28 protein-coding genes are annotated in these 13,580 nt (G+C 38.9%); all 28 read right to left on the reverse strand.

Annotated elements, in window-relative coordinates; genetic code table 11:
• Positions 1 to 66 precede the first annotated feature (66 nt).
• The 28 genes from rplQ to rplC all read right to left on the reverse strand — a co-directional run bounded on the left by rplQ (position 67) and on the right by rplC (position 13,563).
• Positions 67 to 444, reverse strand: coding sequence for a 50S ribosomal protein L17 (gene rplQ / locus HMPREF2767_RS03120; RefSeq protein WP_040929565.1), 378 nt, complete (start codon positions 442 to 444; stop codon positions 67 to 69).
• Between the two features lie 19 nt (positions 445 to 463).
• Positions 464 to 1,408 carry a DNA-directed RNA polymerase subunit alpha gene (locus HMPREF2767_RS03125; protein WP_068129220.1) on the reverse strand — a complete coding sequence of 315 codons (945 nt, stop codon included), beginning with the start codon at positions 1,406 to 1,408 and terminating at the stop codon, positions 464 to 466.
• A 61-nt stretch (positions 1,409 to 1,469) separates the two neighbouring features.
• Entirely contained in the window at positions 1,470 to 1,865 is a 396-nt protein-coding gene (rpsK, locus tag HMPREF2767_RS03130) for a 30S ribosomal protein S11 (protein ID WP_068129219.1), read from the reverse strand.
• 27 nt (positions 1,866 to 1,892) lie between these two features.
• Entirely contained in the window at positions 1,893 to 2,258 is a 366-nt protein-coding gene (gene rpsM, locus HMPREF2767_RS03135; RefSeq protein WP_070622602.1) for a 30S ribosomal protein S13, read from the reverse strand.
• Positions 2,259 to 2,279: 21 nt separating this feature from the next.
• Positions 2,280 to 2,393: a 50S ribosomal protein L36 gene (gene rpmJ / locus HMPREF2767_RS03140; RefSeq protein ID WP_029091518.1), complete on the reverse strand. Its 114-nt coding sequence runs from the start codon at positions 2,391 to 2,393 to the stop codon at positions 2,280 to 2,282.
• A 28-nt stretch (positions 2,394 to 2,421) separates the two neighbouring features.
• Entirely contained in the window at positions 2,422 to 2,640 is a 219-nt protein-coding gene (gene infA / locus HMPREF2767_RS03145) for a translation initiation factor IF-1 (protein ID WP_040929569.1), read from the reverse strand.
• A gap of 108 nt (positions 2,641 to 2,748) precedes the next feature.
• On the reverse strand, positions 2,749 to 3,396 hold the full coding sequence (locus HMPREF2767_RS03150) for an adenylate kinase (RefSeq protein ID WP_070622603.1): 648 nt from the start codon (positions 3,394 to 3,396) through the stop codon (positions 2,749 to 2,751).
• Positions 3,397 to 3,424: 28 nt separating this feature from the next.
• A complete protein-coding gene (gene secY, locus HMPREF2767_RS03155; protein WP_068129215.1) occupies positions 3,425 to 4,720 on the reverse strand; it encodes a preprotein translocase subunit SecY in 1,296 nt (431 codons plus the stop codon).
• A complete protein-coding gene (rplO, locus tag HMPREF2767_RS03160; protein WP_068129213.1) occupies positions 4,720 to 5,157 on the reverse strand; it encodes a 50S ribosomal protein L15 in 438 nt (145 codons plus the stop codon). Before rplO ends, secY begins: the two co-directional genes overlap by 1 nt.
• 28 nt (positions 5,158 to 5,185) lie before the next feature.
• A complete protein-coding gene (gene rpmD / locus HMPREF2767_RS03165; RefSeq protein WP_040929573.1) occupies positions 5,186 to 5,365 on the reverse strand; it encodes a 50S ribosomal protein L30 in 180 nt (59 codons plus the stop codon).
• Positions 5,366 to 5,380: 15 nt separating this feature from the next.
• Complete coding sequence (gene rpsE, locus HMPREF2767_RS03170) at positions 5,381 to 5,884, reverse strand: 30S ribosomal protein S5 (RefSeq protein ID WP_040929574.1); 504 nt, start codon at positions 5,882 to 5,884, stop codon at positions 5,381 to 5,383.
• A gap of 22 nt (positions 5,885 to 5,906) precedes the next feature.
• Positions 5,907 to 6,269: a 50S ribosomal protein L18 gene (gene rplR, locus HMPREF2767_RS03175; protein WP_040929575.1), complete on the reverse strand. Its 363-nt coding sequence runs from the start codon at positions 6,267 to 6,269 to the stop codon at positions 5,907 to 5,909.
• A gap of 24 nt (positions 6,270 to 6,293) precedes the next feature.
• On the reverse strand, positions 6,294 to 6,830 hold the full coding sequence (gene rplF / locus HMPREF2767_RS03180; RefSeq protein ID WP_070622604.1) for a 50S ribosomal protein L6: 537 nt from the start codon (positions 6,828 to 6,830) through the stop codon (positions 6,294 to 6,296).
• 21 nt (positions 6,831 to 6,851) lie between these two features.
• Positions 6,852 to 7,250 carry a 30S ribosomal protein S8 gene (gene rpsH, locus HMPREF2767_RS03185; RefSeq protein WP_040929577.1) on the reverse strand — a complete coding sequence of 133 codons (399 nt, stop codon included), beginning with the start codon at positions 7,248 to 7,250 and terminating at the stop codon, positions 6,852 to 6,854.
• A 32-nt stretch (positions 7,251 to 7,282) separates the two neighbouring features.
• Entirely contained in the window at positions 7,283 to 7,468 is a 186-nt protein-coding gene (locus HMPREF2767_RS03190; protein ID WP_040929578.1) for a type Z 30S ribosomal protein S14, read from the reverse strand.
• Between the two features lie 15 nt (positions 7,469 to 7,483).
• On the reverse strand, positions 7,484 to 8,023 hold the full coding sequence (rplE, locus tag HMPREF2767_RS03195; protein WP_040929579.1) for a 50S ribosomal protein L5: 540 nt from the start codon (positions 8,021 to 8,023) through the stop codon (positions 7,484 to 7,486).
• A gap of 26 nt (positions 8,024 to 8,049) precedes the next feature.
• On the reverse strand, positions 8,050 to 8,358 hold the full coding sequence (gene rplX, locus HMPREF2767_RS03200; protein WP_068129209.1) for a 50S ribosomal protein L24: 309 nt from the start codon (positions 8,356 to 8,358) through the stop codon (positions 8,050 to 8,052).
• A 33-nt stretch (positions 8,359 to 8,391) separates the two neighbouring features.
• Positions 8,392 to 8,760 (reverse strand): 50S ribosomal protein L14, encoded by a 369-nt coding sequence (gene rplN, locus HMPREF2767_RS03205; protein WP_040929581.1) that lies wholly within the window; start codon positions 8,758 to 8,760, stop codon positions 8,392 to 8,394.
• 32 nt (positions 8,761 to 8,792) lie between these two features.
• Positions 8,793 to 9,056: a 30S ribosomal protein S17 gene (gene rpsQ / locus HMPREF2767_RS03210; protein WP_070457125.1), complete on the reverse strand. Its 264-nt coding sequence runs from the start codon at positions 9,054 to 9,056 to the stop codon at positions 8,793 to 8,795.
• Positions 9,057 to 9,075: 19 nt separating this feature from the next.
• Positions 9,076 to 9,285, reverse strand: coding sequence for a 50S ribosomal protein L29 (gene rpmC, locus HMPREF2767_RS03215; RefSeq protein WP_068129207.1), 210 nt, complete (start codon positions 9,283 to 9,285; stop codon positions 9,076 to 9,078).
• Entirely contained in the window at positions 9,275 to 9,709 is a 435-nt protein-coding gene (gene rplP, locus HMPREF2767_RS03220; RefSeq protein WP_040929584.1) for a 50S ribosomal protein L16, read from the reverse strand. The genes rpmC and rplP overlap by 11 nt, the downstream gene beginning before the upstream one ends.
• Before the next feature lie 18 nt (positions 9,710 to 9,727).
• The gene (gene rpsC, locus HMPREF2767_RS03225; protein WP_040929585.1) at positions 9,728 to 10,375 is read right to left on the reverse strand and encodes a 30S ribosomal protein S3; all 648 of its coding nucleotides are present in this window, start codon (positions 10,373 to 10,375) and stop codon (positions 9,728 to 9,730) included.
• 18 nt (positions 10,376 to 10,393) lie between these two features.
• Positions 10,394 to 10,762, reverse strand: coding sequence for a 50S ribosomal protein L22 (gene rplV / locus HMPREF2767_RS03230; protein WP_070457126.1), 369 nt, complete (start codon positions 10,760 to 10,762; stop codon positions 10,394 to 10,396).
• 21 nt (positions 10,763 to 10,783) lie between these two features.
• Positions 10,784 to 11,059, reverse strand: coding sequence for a 30S ribosomal protein S19 (gene rpsS / locus HMPREF2767_RS03235; protein WP_040929587.1), 276 nt, complete (start codon positions 11,057 to 11,059; stop codon positions 10,784 to 10,786).
• A 61-nt stretch (positions 11,060 to 11,120) separates the two neighbouring features.
• Positions 11,121 to 11,951: a 50S ribosomal protein L2 gene (gene rplB, locus HMPREF2767_RS03240; protein ID WP_068129206.1), complete on the reverse strand. Its 831-nt coding sequence runs from the start codon at positions 11,949 to 11,951 to the stop codon at positions 11,121 to 11,123.
• A gap of 39 nt (positions 11,952 to 11,990) precedes the next feature.
• Entirely contained in the window at positions 11,991 to 12,263 is a 273-nt protein-coding gene (gene rplW / locus HMPREF2767_RS03245; RefSeq protein ID WP_040929589.1) for a 50S ribosomal protein L23, read from the reverse strand.
• Entirely contained in the window at positions 12,263 to 12,886 is a 624-nt protein-coding gene (gene rplD, locus HMPREF2767_RS03250) for a 50S ribosomal protein L4 (protein WP_068129204.1), read from the reverse strand. The genes rplW and rplD overlap by 1 nt, the downstream gene beginning before the upstream one ends.
• Before the next feature lie 20 nt (positions 12,887 to 12,906).
• Positions 12,907 to 13,563: a 50S ribosomal protein L3 gene (rplC, locus tag HMPREF2767_RS03255; RefSeq protein ID WP_068129202.1), complete on the reverse strand. Its 657-nt coding sequence runs from the start codon at positions 13,561 to 13,563 to the stop codon at positions 12,907 to 12,909.
• Positions 13,564 to 13,580 lie beyond the last annotated feature (17 nt).

Below are 13,580 nucleotides of genomic sequence, written 5' to 3' on the forward strand. Positions count from 1 at the left end.
GCAGGATACTTAAGAGCTAGACAGAAGTAAATCTATCGTAACACTCATACTGCTTTAATAAGAGGTTTAAGCACCCTCAACAAATTCAATAATCACTTGTTCTGCACCGTCTCCACGACGCTCACCAAGTTTTTTAATGCTTGTGTATCCACCTTGACGTTCTTCAAAACGAGGTGCGATATCATCAAATAATTTTTGTAATGCAGTTGTTGTTGAACCATCTTCGTTTACTAACGTAACGTTTTGTACCGTTTCAGCAGCACGACGTCTAGATGCTACGTCTCCACGCTTACCTAAAGTTACAAGACGATCTACAACTTTACGTAGCTCTTTAGCACGCTTTTCTGTTGTAACGATGCGTTCTTCAACGATTAATGATGTCGCAAGGTTTCTAAGCATAGATTTTCTGTGTGCTGAGTCGCGACCGAGTTTTCTGTAAGCCATTCTTATACCTCCTCTTTAATTAATCTTCTTGGCGTAATTCTAATCCAAGGTCATCTAATTTATTTTTAACTTCGTCTAAAGACTTACGTCCTAGATTACGTACTTTCATCATGTCTGCTTCTGTTTTCTCTGTTAACTCTTGAACTGAGTTAATGCCTGCACGTTTTAAGCAGTTGTAAGAACGTACAGATAAGTCGAGTTCTTCGATAGACATTTCAAGTACTTTTTCTTTTTGGTCTTCTTCTTTTTCCACCATAATTTCAGCATTTTGCGCTTCGTCTGTTAAGTCGACAAAGATGTTTAAATGTTCAGTTAAGATTTTTGCACCAAGTGAAATAGATTCAAGCGGTGTAATTGATCCGTCTGTCCATACATCTAATGTTAACTTATCGAAGTTCGCATTTTGACCGACACGTGTACTTTCTACTGTGTAGTTGACACGTTTTACTGGTGTGTAAATAGAGTCTACTGGAATTACTCCGATTGGTAGGTCGCTTTTGTTGTTCGCTTCAGATAAAGCATAACCTCGTCCGCGTCCAGCAATCATGCGTACTCTTAGGACTCCACCTTTTGCTACGGTTGCGATTTTTAACTCTGGGTTTAAAATCTCAACGTCACTGTCGTGGATAATATCTCCTGCAGTTACAACACCTTCGTCTGTAACATCAATTTCTAACGTTTTATCTTCTTCTGAATAGATTTTTAACGCTAAACTTTTAATGTTTGTGATGATCGTTGTAACATCTTCGATGACGTTCTCAATTGTTGAGAATTCATGTAGTACGTTTTCGAATTCGACTGTCTTTACTGCCGCACCAGGTAAAGATGATAAAAGAATGCGACGTAAGGAGTTCCCAAGCGTTGTTCCATATCCTCTTTCTAGAGGCTCTACAACAAACTTACCAAACTTAGAATCTTCCGTTAGTTCTACTGTTTCAATTCTAGGTTTTTCGATTTCAATCATTGTTTACTTTTTCCTCCCTATTACCGCCGTTTAATTGCGCAATGTGTTTTATCATCGTTAATTATACACGACGACGTTTTGGTGGACGACAACCGTTGTGTGGAACTGGAGTTACGTCTTTAATAGATGTAATCTCTAATCCAGCTGATTGTAATGCACGAATTGCAGATTCACGTCCTGCACCAGGTCCTTTTACTGTTACTTCTACAGTTTTAAGACCGTGTTCCATTGCCGCTTTAGAAGCAGTTTCAGAAGCCATTTGTGCTGCGAATGGAGTAGATTTCTTAGAACCTTTAAATCCTAATGCACCAGCAGATGACCATGATAGTGCGTTTCCGAAATCATCCGTGATCGTTACAATTGTATTGTTGAATGTTGAACGAATGTGTGCAATTCCTGATTCAACATTTTTCTTCACTCTACGTTTACGTGATGTACGTGATTGATTACGAGCCATTTATAATACTCCTCCCTTACTTGTTAATTACTTCTTCTTGTTCGCGATTGTTTTCTTAGGACCTTTACGCGTTCTCGCGTTGTTCTTAGTCTTTTGACCACGAACTGGTAAGCCACGACGGTGACGGATACCTCTGTATGATGCGATTTCTAAAAGACGTTTAACGTCTAAGTTTTCATCACGGCGTAAGTCACCTTCAAGTTTGTAGTTGTCTACAACTTCACGAATTTTGTTTAACTCATCTTCTGTTAAGTCTTGTACACGCCTGTCTTCGTTAACGCCTGCTTCTTTAAGAATTTCAGAAGATCTCGATTTACCGATACCGTAAATATAAGTTAATGAGATTACTACACGTTTATTACGTGGAATGTCAACTCCTGCTATACGAGCCATTATTTACACCTCCGTTATTTATTATCCTTGTCTTTGTTTATGCTTAGGATTCTCACAAATTACCATTACTTTTCCTTTACGACGAATGACTTTACATTTTTCGCAAATTGGTTTTACTGATGGTCTAACTTTCATTTTGTTACCTCCTTAATAATTGGAGTCCTTATTTAAAACGATAAGTGATTCTTCCTTTAGTTAAGTCATACGGTGACATTTCAACTGTTACTTTATCTCCAGGAAGGATTCGAATATAGTTCATACGAATTTTACCAGACACATGAGCTGTAATCTCATGGCCGTTTTCAAGTTCTACTTTGAACTGTGCGTTTGGTAATGTCTCTTTTACAAGACCTTCTAATTCAATAACGCCCTCTTTACTCACTTTATATTCCTCCTTTACAGTTTAAACTCTTTGTTTTGCTTGTCTTCAGGTGAAACCACTTATATTTAAGGACTGATGAGATATTCACCTAAAGACTCAAGGTGAATATTAAAGTGTTTCGAGTATCTTTTCGACATCAGCAAACACTTCATCGATATCTCTCGCACCATCTACTTTAGATAAAATACCTTGTTTCTCATAGAAATCAAGTAGTGGTTTCGTTTGCTTGATGTTTACACTTAATCTTTTTTGAACCGTTTCTGGGTTGTCATCTTCTCGTTGGTATAATTTACCACCTTCAAGATCACATACACCGTCTTTTTTCGGCGGGTTAAACACTAAGTGATATACCGTGCCGCATACCTCACAGATACGTCGACCTGTTAGGCGGTTCATGAGTTCCTCTTCAGGAACATCGATATATAATGTGCTATCAATCTGAGTGCCAAGATCAGCCATGATTTCATTTAAAGCTTCTGCTTGTGAGACAGTTCTTGGGAAACCATCTAATAAGAAACCTTCTTTAGCATCACTTTCAGATAATCTTTCTCTTACAATTCCAATCGTTACTTCATCTGGAACGAGTTCTCCACGATCCATGTAAGATTTTGCTTCTTTACCGAGTTCAGTTTCGTTTTTAATTGCTAAACGGAACATATCACCAGTAGAAATATGTGGAATTGGGTATTTTTTAATGATTTCAGTAGCCTGTGTACCTTTACCTGCTCCAGGCAATCCCATAATTACGATATTCATGAATATCCTCCTACTAATCTATACGTGTTTACCTATTGCGTCTAAACCCTCTGTACTCTCTTTGTCCTGCTTGAGCTTCGAGTTGTTTCATAGTTTCTAGCGCAACCCCGATAACGATGAGTAGGCTTGTACCACCGATCTGAATCGTTTGTGGTAAATCCATTAATCGAGTTAGCAGTATTGGTAACACTGCAATAAACGCTAAGAATATTGAACCTACAAATACGAGTCTATATAAAACATTTGTAATGTAAGTCTGCGTGTTTTTACCTGGACGAATACCAGGAATGTAACTGCCTTGGTTTTTTAAGTTATCTGCCATCTTCTCAGGGTTTACTTGTACAAACGCATAGAAGTACGCAAACAAGATGATGAGAATGATGTAAATCACTAATCCGATATTAGACGCTGGATTCGCAGCTTCAGCAAATTTAATTGCCCATTCTTTATCTTGGAAAAATAGTGATATAGATTGCGGTAACATTAAGAATGCCATCGCAAAGATAACTGGGATAACTCCTGCAGGGTTAACTTTTAGCGGTAAGAAAGTTGCTTGTGGTGCAAGCATTGCTTGACGACCTTTACCTCTTGCATATTGAATCGGAATTTTACGAATCGCTTGTAAAACGTAAACCGCAAATGCAGTAAGAAGTAATAAACCAACAACCATACCAACTACTGTTAACACAGCCATCGTATTGTCTTGTGCGCCAACAAATTGTTGTTCATAAAATTGAATTAATGCACTTGGTAATGATCCTAAAATACCAGCGAAGATAATGATAGAAATACCGTTACCTACACCTTTTTCAGTGATTTGTTCACCAAGCCATAATAGAAACGCAGTACCTGTTGTAAGTACGATAGCGATAATTAGGTATGAACCAACTGAGTTATCACTAATTAACGTACCACCAAACATTTGGTTGAATGCAAATGACATACCAATTGACTGAATAAATGCTAAAACGATTGTAAAGTAACGCGTAAACTGAGCAATTTTACGTCGTCCGACTTCACCTTGTCGCGCCCATTCAGCAAACTTTGGTACAACGTCCATTTGCAATAACTGCGTAACGATTGACGCAGTGATGTAAGGCATAATCCCCATTGCAAAAATAGAGAAGTTTTTAAGTGCCCCACCACCGAATGTGTTCATGACGTCTAGTACGCCACCTTGAGCTTGTGTGTCAAACACACTCGGATCTACGCCAGGAACTGGTATATACGTACCAATTTTAAATATTACAAGCATTGCAAGTGTAAATACAATCTTCTGCCTGATTTCTTTGATCTTAAAGAAATTGACAACGTTGCTGATCATTAGATCACCTCTACAGTGCCGCCTTGAGCCTCAATCGCTTCTTTAGCCGTAGCAGAAAACTTGTGTGCTTGAACAGTTAACTTAACATTGAGTTCTCCGTTACCAAGAATTTTAATTGCTACATTCTTTTTAACTAATCCTGACTCAACGAGTAATTCAGGTGTAACTACAGTTCCAGCATCAAATTTATTTAAATCGCTAATGTTAACGACTGAATAACTTTTACGGTTAATATTTGTGAAACCACGTTTAGGAATCGCACGGAATAGTGGTAATTGACCACCTTCGAATACTAATCCTACGCCACCACCTGTACGAGCGTTTTGTCCTTTATGTCCACGGCCAGAAGTTTTACCATGACCTGATGACATACCACGTCCAACACGTTTACGTGATTTACGTGCGCCCTCAACTGGTTTAAGTTCGTGTAATTTCATTGTTGCACCTCCTATTTTATATTACTTATTAAATATTCTCTACTTTAACTAAGTGTTTAACTTTTTCTACTTGTCCTCTTAATTGAGCAGTATCTTCAAGCTCGATTGAAGAATTAATTTTCTTTAGACCGAGTGAAGCGACTGTCTTCTTTTGTGTTTCCGGTCTACCGATAACACTTCTTACGAGGGTAACTTTAACTTTAGCCATCTTGAATACTCCCCCTTAATTTAAGATTTCTTCTACAGTTTTTCCACGCAGTCTAGCTACGTCTTCAACGTTTTTAAGTTCTTCTAAACCTGTCATCGTCGCACGTACTACGTTTACTGGAGTACTTGTTCCGATCGATTTACTTAATACGTCTGTAACACCTGCTAACTCTAACACCGCACGTACCGGTCCACCTGCGATAACCCCAGTACCTGGAGCAGCTGGTTTCATGAATACGTGACCAGAGCTGAAGCGTCCGTTGATTTCGTGTGGAATAGTTCCGTCTACGATTGGTACTTCAACAAGGTTTTTCTTAGCAGCTTCAATTGCTTTTTTGATTGCTTCTGGCACCTCTTGTGCTTTACCTTGACCGAATCCTACGCGACCTTTTCTGTCCCCTACTACTACTAAAGCAGAGAAACGGAAACGTCTACCACCTTTAACTACTTTCGCGATACGGTTGATCGTTACTACGCGTTCTTCAAATTCTTGTTTTTCTTCTCTACGATTACGAGCCATTTTATTGTTTCGCCTCCTTCAATTAAAACTTAAGTCCGTTTTCACGTGCAGATTCTGCTAATGCAGCTACACGTCCGTGATATAAATAACCTCCGCGGTCGAATACAACTGTTTCGACGCCCGCTGCTTTACCACGTTCAGCAATTAATTTACCAACTTCTGCAGCTGCTTCTTTGTTAGAACCATTTTTACCGCTGAAGTCTTTATCTTGTGTTGAAGCACTTGCTAATGTTTTATAGTTCACATCATCGATAAGTTGTGCATAGATATTTTTATTAGAACGGTATACGTTAAGACGTGGTCTTTCAGGTGTTCCTGAAATGTTTTTACGTACACGTAAGTGTCTTTTACGACGTACCGCATTTTTATCGATTTTAGAAATCATTTATGTTCCTCCTCACTTATTTAATTATTTACCAGTTTTACCTTCTTTACGACGAACGTACTCATCTTTGTAACGAATACCTTTACCTTTGTACGGCTCAGGCGGACGTACCTTACGAATGTTTGAAGCTAATGCTCCAACTTCTTCTTTGTCGATACCTTCAATTTTAAGTTTTGTGTTTCCGTCAACTGAAATTGAAAGTGTATCTGATGATTCGAATTCAACTGGGTGAGAAAGTCCAACGTTTAATACAAGTTTCTTACCTTGCATTTGTGCACGGTAACCAACACCGATTAATTCTAATTCTTTAACAAAACCTTGTGATACACCTTCGACCATGTTGTTTAGTAAAGAACGTGTTGTTCCGTGAATCGAACGCATCGCGATTGAATCGTTTGGACGCTCAACGACGATTGTGTTGTCTTCCATTTTATAAGTTAAGTCATCATTTAAAGTCTTTTTAAGTTCACCTTTCGGTCCTTTAACTGTAAATGTAGATCCATCAACGTCTACTGTAACGCCAGATGGAATTTCAATAATACGGTTACCAATTCGGCTCATGTTTGCACCTCCTAATTGTTATTACCAAACGTAAGCGAGTACTTCTCCACCAACGTTTTTGTTACGAGCTTCTTTATCTGTAATTACACCTTCAGATGTTGAAATTAAAGCAACACCTAAACCGTTAAGTACTTTTGGTAATTCATCTTTTTTAGCGTATACGCGAAGTCCTGGTTTAGAAATTCTTTTAAGTCCAGTAATTACTCTTTCGCCATTTTCACTATATTTTAAGAACACGCGGATGATATTTTGCTTGTCATCCTCCACATATTCTACGTTTTTGATGAAACCTTCATTTTTAAGGATTTCAGCGATATCTCTTTTGATGTTTGACGCTGGAATCTCTAATGATTCATGTTTAACAATGTTCGCATTTCTAATGCGTGTTAGCATATCTGCAATTGGATCTGATATAGTCATCTAAAATATGCCTCCCTTCAATTTATATAGAATTACCAGCTCGCCTTTTTGACGCCTGGAAGTTGACCTTTATATGCGAGTTCACGGAAACAGATACGGCAAAGTTTAAATTTGCGAAGTACTGAGTGTGGACGTCCACATCTTTCACAACGTGTATATTCTCTTACTTTGAATTTTTGCGGTTTTTGTTGTTTCGCAATCATTGATTTTTTAGCCATGAATATGCCTCCTTTTTACTTTTTGAATGGCATACCAAATTGTGTTAACAGTTCACGAGCCTCTTCGTCTGTGTTTGCTGTTGTAACAATAACGATATCCATACCTCTTACTTTTGTTACTTTATCGTAATCGATCTCTGGGAAGATGATTTGTTCTTTAACACCTAAAGTGTAGTTCCCACGACCGTCGAATGCTTTTTTAGATACACCTCTGAAGTCTCTCACACGTGGTAATGATACTGAGATAAGTTTATCTAAGAAATCATACATTCTGTCGCCACGTAAAGTTACTTTTGCACCGATTGGCATACCTTCACGTAAACGGAATGTTGCTACTGATTTTTTTGCTTTTGTAATTTGTGGTTTTTGACCAGCAATTGCTGTTAATTCTTCTACAGCAGTGTCTAATACTTTAGCGTTTTGTACAGCTTCACCAACACCCATGTTGATTACGATTTTATCGATTTTAGGTGCTTGCATTACAGAGCTGTATTCAAACTTTTTAACGAGTTCATCTTTGATTGTCTCGTTGTATTTATCTTTTAAACGAATCACGAAATGTGTCCTCCTTCCGAGTTACCTTATTTAATTTCTTTACCTGATTTAACTGCTACTCTAATTTTCTTTCCGTCTTTTTCTTCATAACGGATTCTAGTGCGTTCACCTGAATCAGGATCAACGTGCATAACGTTAGAAACGTGAATTGCTGCTTCTGTTTCTAAAATCCCTCCGTCTGGATTTAATTGAGAAGGTTTTTGGTGTTTCTTAACCATATTTACTCCTTCAACTACCACACGTTCTTCTCTAGGGATAGCTTTTAAAACAGTTCCCTGTTTACCTTTATCTTTACCGCTAATGACAATAACTTTGTCGCCTGTTTTTACGTGCATCGTCTTATCGCACCTCCTTAGTTAATATTAAAATTATAATACTTCTGGTGCCAATGAGATAATTCTCATAAAGTTGCCGTCACGTAATTCACGTGCTACTGGACCAAATATACGAGTTCCTCTTGGACTTTTATCGTCACGAATAATGACACATGCGTTTTCATCAAATTTAATATATGAACCATCTTCACGACGGATACCTGTTTTAGTACGAACGATGACTGCTTTAACTACGTCACCTTTCTTGACAACACCACCCGGTGTTGCATGTTTTACTGTTGCAACAACAACATCACCAATGTTCGCTGTTTTACGGCCAGTACCACCAAGTACTTTGATCGTTAAAACTTCACGAGCTCCAGAGTTGTCGGCAACTTTCATACGAGATTCTTGTTGAATCATGCGTGGTTACCTCCCTTTATATATCTACACGATTAGATAATTACTGATTCCTCTACGATTTCCACTAAGCGGAAACGTTTAGTAGCTGATAATGGGCGAGTAGCTTCGATTTTTACGATATCGCCTAATTTAGCTTGGTTGTGCTCGTCATGAGCTTTGTACTTTTTAGAGTATTTTACGCGTTTACCAATAATTGGGTGTCTTTTGTGTGTTTCAATAAGTACAGTGATTGTCTTGTCCATCTTATCAGAAACGACACGGCCTTGATAAACTTTACGTTCATTTTTCTCTGCCATTATATAAACCTCCTATAAATTATTGATTCGCTTTTGCTTCTTCAATTTCTCTTTCACGGACTGTCGTTTTTAAACGCGCAATCGTTTTTCTAACTTCCTTGATACGAGCAGTGTTTTCTAGCTGACCAGTAGCTAGTTGAAAGCGTAGGTTGAAGAGTTCTTCTTTAAGTTCTTTAATGTTATTTACGATTTCTTCGTTTGTAAGTTCACGGATTTCCTTAGCCTTCATTCGTATCACCACCTAATTCTTCTCTCACAACGAATTTTGTTTTTACTGGAAGTTTGTGACTTGCAAGACGTAGAGCTTCACGAGCTACCTCTTCATCTACACCTGCAACTTCAAACATGATGCGTCCTGGCTTAACGTTTGCGATCCAGTGCTCTACTGCACCTTTACCAGAACCCATTCGAACTTCTAATGGCTTTTTAGTAATTGGCGTGTGCGGGAAAATGTTGATCCATACTTTACCGCCACGTTTCATGTAACGTGTCATAGCGATACGTGCAGCTTCAATTTGACGTGCAGTAATCCATGCAGACGTCGTAGCTTGTAAGCCGTAATCGCCGAAGTTTACTTCATTACCGCCTTTTGAACGCCCTTTAGAATTTGGACGGTGTTGACGACGGTATTTTACTCTCTTTGGTAATAACATTCTTCTTGTACTCCTCTCTTAGTTATTCTCGTTCTTTACTGCTGGTAAAACTTCACCGCGGTAAATCCACACTTTAACACCTAACTTACCGTAAGTAGTGTCTGCCTCTTCGTGTGCGTAGTCAATGTCTGCACGAAGTGTGTGTAGTGGTACTGTTCCTTCACTGTACCCTTCTGCACGTGCGATGTCCGCTCCACCTAAACGACCTGCAACAGAAGTTTTAATACCTTTAGCTCCTGCTCTCATCGTTCTTTGAATCGCTTGTTTTTGAGCTCTACGGAATGACACACGGTTTTCAAGTTGACGTGCGATGTTTTCTGCTACTAATTTCGCATCTAAATCGATATTTTTAACTTCGATAACGTTAATGTGCACACGTTTACCTGTTAATTTCACAAGTGCTTCACGTAATTTTTCGATCTCACTACCACCTTTACCGATAACCATACCTGGTTTACCAGTGTGTAGTGCAATGTTTACTCTATTTGCAGCACGTTCAATGATAACTTGTGATACTGCTGCATCTTTAAGGTTTTCATCAATGTATTTACGGATTTTTAAGTCTTCGTGTAATAAGTCAGCAAAGTCGTTCTCTGCGTACCATTTTGCTTCCCAATCTTTGATTACACCAATACGTAATCCCGTTGGATTAATCTTTTGACCCAAAGTAATTCCCTCCTCTTATTAGTTCGCTTCTTCAGCCTGTTCTTCTACTGCTTCTTCTTTTTCAGTAAGTACAACAGTGATGTGGCTCGTACGTTTGTTGATTCCAGTTGCACGTCCTTGTGCACGTGGACGGAAACGTTTAAGCGTTGGACCTTCGTTTGCATAAATTTCAGAAACGATTAGGTTATCAACATCCATGTCGTAGTTATGTTCAGCGTTTGCCGCTGCTGATAAAATGAGCTTCTCTACTACTTCAGCAGCTCTTTTATTAGTAAGCTTTAATAGTGCGACTGCTTCGCCAACTTCTTTACCTCTTACGAGATCAACCACTAAACGTACTTTACGTGGAGCGATACGCACTGTTCTAGCTGTTGCTTTCGCTTGCATGTATATTTCCTCCTTTAGGTGTTATCGAGTTACAGCGTCTTTACCGCCGTGTCCTTTGAAAGTTCTTGTTGGAGCAAACTCTCCGAGTTTGTGACCAACCATATCTTCAGTAATATAAACTGGTACGTGTTTACGGCCGTCATATACAGCAATCGTGTGCCCGATGAATTGTGGGAAGATTGTTGAACGACGTGACCAAGTTTTAATTACAGTCTTTTTATTTGATTCGTTAAGGTTTTCTACCTTTTTCATTAAATGATCATCTACAAAAGGTCCTTTTTTAATACTACGTGCCATTTTGGCGCCTCCCTTCAAGAAATCAGTGCGGCGAAAACCGCACACGATTTAATGATGTTGATTATTTTTTACGTTTTCTAATGATTAACTTAGTAGACTTCTTCTTGTTTCTACGAGTTTTCTTACCAAGAGTCTTTTTACCCCATGGAGAAAGTGGAGACGGCATACCGATTCCAGTTCTACCTTCACCACCACCGTGTGGGTGATCGTTAGGGTTCATCGCAGAACCACGAACTGTAGGTCTCTTACCAGCCCATCTAGAACGACCAGCTTTACCTACGTTTACAAGTTCATGTTGTTCGTTTCCTACAGAACCGACTGTTGCACGGCATGTAAGTAAGATCATGCGCATTTCGCCTGAGCTTAAACGAACGATTGCGTATTTACCTTCTTTACCAAGTAATTGTGCTGATGTACCAGCAGAACGAGCGATTTGCCCACCTTTACCTGGTTTAAGTTCGATGTTGTGGATAGTTGTACCAACAGGCATATCGCCTAACTCTAATGCGTTACCTAATTTGATATCCGCATCTTTACCACTCATGATTTCTTGTCCAACTTCAATTCCTTTAGGTGCAAGGATATATCTCTTTTCACCATCTAAGTATTGAACAAGTGCAATGTTTGCTGAACGGTTTGGATCGTATTCGATTGTTTTGATACGTCCTGGTACTCCATCTTTGTTACGTTTAAAGTCAATGACTCTGTATTGACGTTTATGTCCGCCACCTTTATGACGTACAGTAATTTTTCCTTGTGCGTTACGGCCAGCTTTTTTCGGAAGTGGCTCTAATAATGAACGTTCTGGTTTAGTTTTAGTTAAATCTTTATAATCCAGACTCGTCATATTACGACGACCATTTGTTGTTGGTTTATAATGTTTAATCGCCATTTAACTGTTTACCTCCTTATTGGTAACTTTCGAATATTTTTAGAAGAATTCAATAGAACCTTCACTTAATTTTACAATCGCTTTTCTTCTTCTGTTCGTATAGCCTTGATAACGTCCCATACGCTTTTTCTTAGGCTTTACGTTCATAATGTTAACTTTCTCAACTTTTACATCAAAGATTTCTTCAACAGCACGTTTAACTTGTGTTTTAGTTGCTCTAACATCTACGTCAAACGTGTATTTGTTCTCTGACATTAAATCTGCTGAACGCTCAGTGATTACTGGGCGTTTAATAACGTCTCTAGCTTCCATTACAGAAGTACCTCCCCTGCTTTAGTAATTGCATCTTCCGTGAAAATTACACGATCTGCAGAAAGGATATCTAATACGTTTAGGCCTGAAGCAGTGATAACTGTAACTCCAGGGACGTTACGTCCTGATTTTAGAACGTTGTCATCTTGTTCACCTAATACGATGAGTGTCTTTCTACCTGCATCTAAGTTATCTAAAGCTTTAACTAATTCTTTTGTTTTAGGTGCATCGAATGTGAATGCATCTACAACTGTTAATGCTTCTTCGTTTACTTTTACTGATAATGCAGAACGTAACGCTAAGCGTCTAACTTTTCTTGGCATTTTGAATCCGTGATTTCTAGGAGTTGGACCGAATACTACGCCCCCGCCTCTCATGTGTGGTTCACGAATCGAACCTTGACGTGCGTTACCTGTTCCTTTTTGTCTGAATGGTTTTCTACCACCACCGCGAACTTCTCCACGGTTTTTAACTTTGTGATTACCTTGTCTTAATGATGCACGTTGAAGCGTTACTGCTTCGAATAATGCATGTTGGTTTGGTTCAATTCCGAAAACTTCTTCGTTTAATTCGATTGTTTTTACTTTTGAACCATCAATAGATAATACATCTACGTTTGCCATTGTATATCCTCCTTTCTATATTAGTTGTCACCTTTAATTGCTGATGAAATTTGTACGTAACCTTTTTTAGGTCCAGGTACGTTACCTTTTACTAAAATTACGCCGCGCTCGTTGTCAACCATAACTACTTCTAAGTTTTGAAGCGTTACTCTTTCGCCACCCATTTGTCCTGGTAAGTTTTTACCTTTTAGAACGTGTGATGGGTCAACCATACCCATTGAACCTGGGCGTCTGTGGTAACGCGAACCGTGACTTGATGGTCCTTTAGCTTGGTTGTGTCGTTTAATGTTACCTTGGAAACCTTTACCTTTAGAAGTTCCTGTAACATCTACGATGTCTCCAGCTTCAAATGTATCTACGTTGACTTCTTGACCTACGTCGAATTCATCTACGTTTAGGTTGCGGAATTCGCGTACGAAGCGCTTAGGGTTTGCACCTGAAGCTTTAACGTGGCCCATTTCAGGCTTAGTTGCGTATTTGTTAGTACGTCTAGTTGGTTTATAGTCTTGCTTGTCATCAAAACCAATTTGTACTGCATTATATCCGTCTACTTCTTCTGTTTTCTTTTGAAGGACAACGTTACCTGCCGCTTCAATAACTGTTACTGGAATTAGCTCTCCGTTCTCTCCGAAGATTTGAGTCATTCCTACTTTTTTACCTAAGATTCCTTTGGTCATCGAAAGTCGCACCTCCT

It is taken from the genome of Nosocomiicoccus sp. HMSC067E10 (assembly GCF_001810835.1).
Classification (GTDB): domain Bacteria; phylum Bacillota; class Bacilli; order Staphylococcales; family Salinicoccaceae; genus Nosocomiicoccus; species Nosocomiicoccus ampullae_A.

Coding starts and splice junctions, on each gene's coding strand:
- rplQ (WP_040929565.1), bottom strand. CDS start 444: ATGGCTTACAGAAAACTCGGTCGCGACTCAGCACACAGAAAATCTATG.
- HMPREF2767_RS03125 (WP_068129220.1), bottom strand. CDS start 1,408: ATGATTGAAATCGAAAAACCTAGAATTGAAACAGTAGAACTAACGGAA.
- rpsK (WP_068129219.1), bottom strand. CDS start 1,865: ATGGCTCGTAATCAATCACGTACATCACGTAAACGTAGAGTGAAGAAA.
- rpsM (WP_070622602.1), bottom strand. CDS start 2,258: ATGGCTCGTATAGCAGGAGTTGACATTCCACGTAATAAACGTGTAGTA.
- rpmJ (WP_029091518.1), bottom strand. CDS start 2,393: ATGAAAGTTAGACCATCAGTAAAACCAATTTGCGAAAAATGTAAAGTC.
- HMPREF2767_RS03150 (WP_070622603.1), bottom strand. CDS start 3,396: ATGAATATCGTAATTATGGGATTGCCTGGAGCAGGTAAAGGTACACAG.
- secY (WP_068129215.1), bottom strand. CDS start 4,720: ATGATCAGCAACGTTGTCAATTTCTTTAAGATCAAAGAAATCAGGCAG.
- rplO (WP_068129213.1), bottom strand. CDS start 5,157: ATGAAATTACACGAACTTAAACCAGTTGAGGGCGCACGTAAATCACGT.
- rpmD (WP_040929573.1), bottom strand. CDS start 5,365: ATGGCTAAAGTTAAAGTTACCCTCGTAAGAAGTGTTATCGGTAGACCG.
- rpsE (WP_040929574.1), bottom strand. CDS start 5,884: ATGGCTCGTAATCGTAGAGAAGAAAAACAAGAATTTGAAGAACGCGTA.
- rplR (WP_040929575.1), bottom strand. CDS start 6,269: ATGATTTCTAAAATCGATAAAAATGCGGTACGTCGTAAAAGACACTTA.
- rplF (WP_070622604.1), bottom strand. CDS start 6,830: ATGAGCCGAATTGGTAACCGTATTATTGAAATTCCATCTGGCGTTACA.
- rpsH (WP_040929577.1), bottom strand. CDS start 7,250: ATGACTATATCAGATCCAATTGCAGATATGCTAACACGCATTAGAAAT.
- HMPREF2767_RS03190 (WP_040929578.1), bottom strand. CDS start 7,468: ATGGCTAAAAAATCAATGATTGCGAAACAACAAAAACCGCAAAAATTC.
- rplX (WP_068129209.1), bottom strand. CDS start 8,358: ATGCACGTAAAAACAGGCGACAAAGTTATTGTCATTAGCGGTAAAGAT.
- rplN (WP_040929581.1), bottom strand. CDS start 8,760: ATGATTCAACAAGAATCTCGTATGAAAGTTGCCGACAACTCTGGAGCT.
- rpsQ (WP_070457125.1), bottom strand. CDS start 9,056: ATGGCAGAGAAAAATGAACGTAAAGTTTATCAAGGCCGTGTCGTTTCT.
- rpmC (WP_068129207.1), bottom strand. CDS start 9,285: ATGAAGGCTAAGGAAATCCGTGAACTTACAAACGAAGAAATCGTAAAT.
- rplP (WP_040929584.1), bottom strand. CDS start 9,709: ATGTTATTACCAAAGAGAGTAAAATACCGTCGTCAACACCGTCCAAAT.
- rplV (WP_070457126.1), bottom strand. CDS start 10,762: ATGCAAGCGAAAGCAACAGCTAGAACAGTGCGTATCGCTCCACGTAAA.
- rpsS (WP_040929587.1), bottom strand. CDS start 11,059: ATGGCACGTAGTATTAAAAAAGGACCTTTTGTAGATGATCATTTAATG.
- rplB (WP_068129206.1), bottom strand. CDS start 11,951: ATGGCGATTAAACATTATAAACCAACAACAAATGGTCGTCGTAATATG.
- rplW (WP_040929589.1), bottom strand. CDS start 12,263: ATGGAAGCTAGAGACGTTATTAAACGCCCAGTAATCACTGAGCGTTCA.
- rplD (WP_068129204.1), bottom strand. CDS start 12,886: ATGGCAAACGTAGATGTATTATCTATTGATGGTTCAAAAGTAAAAACA.
- rplC (WP_068129202.1), bottom strand. CDS start 13,563: ATGACCAAAGGAATCTTAGGTAAAAAAGTAGGAATGACTCAAATCTTC.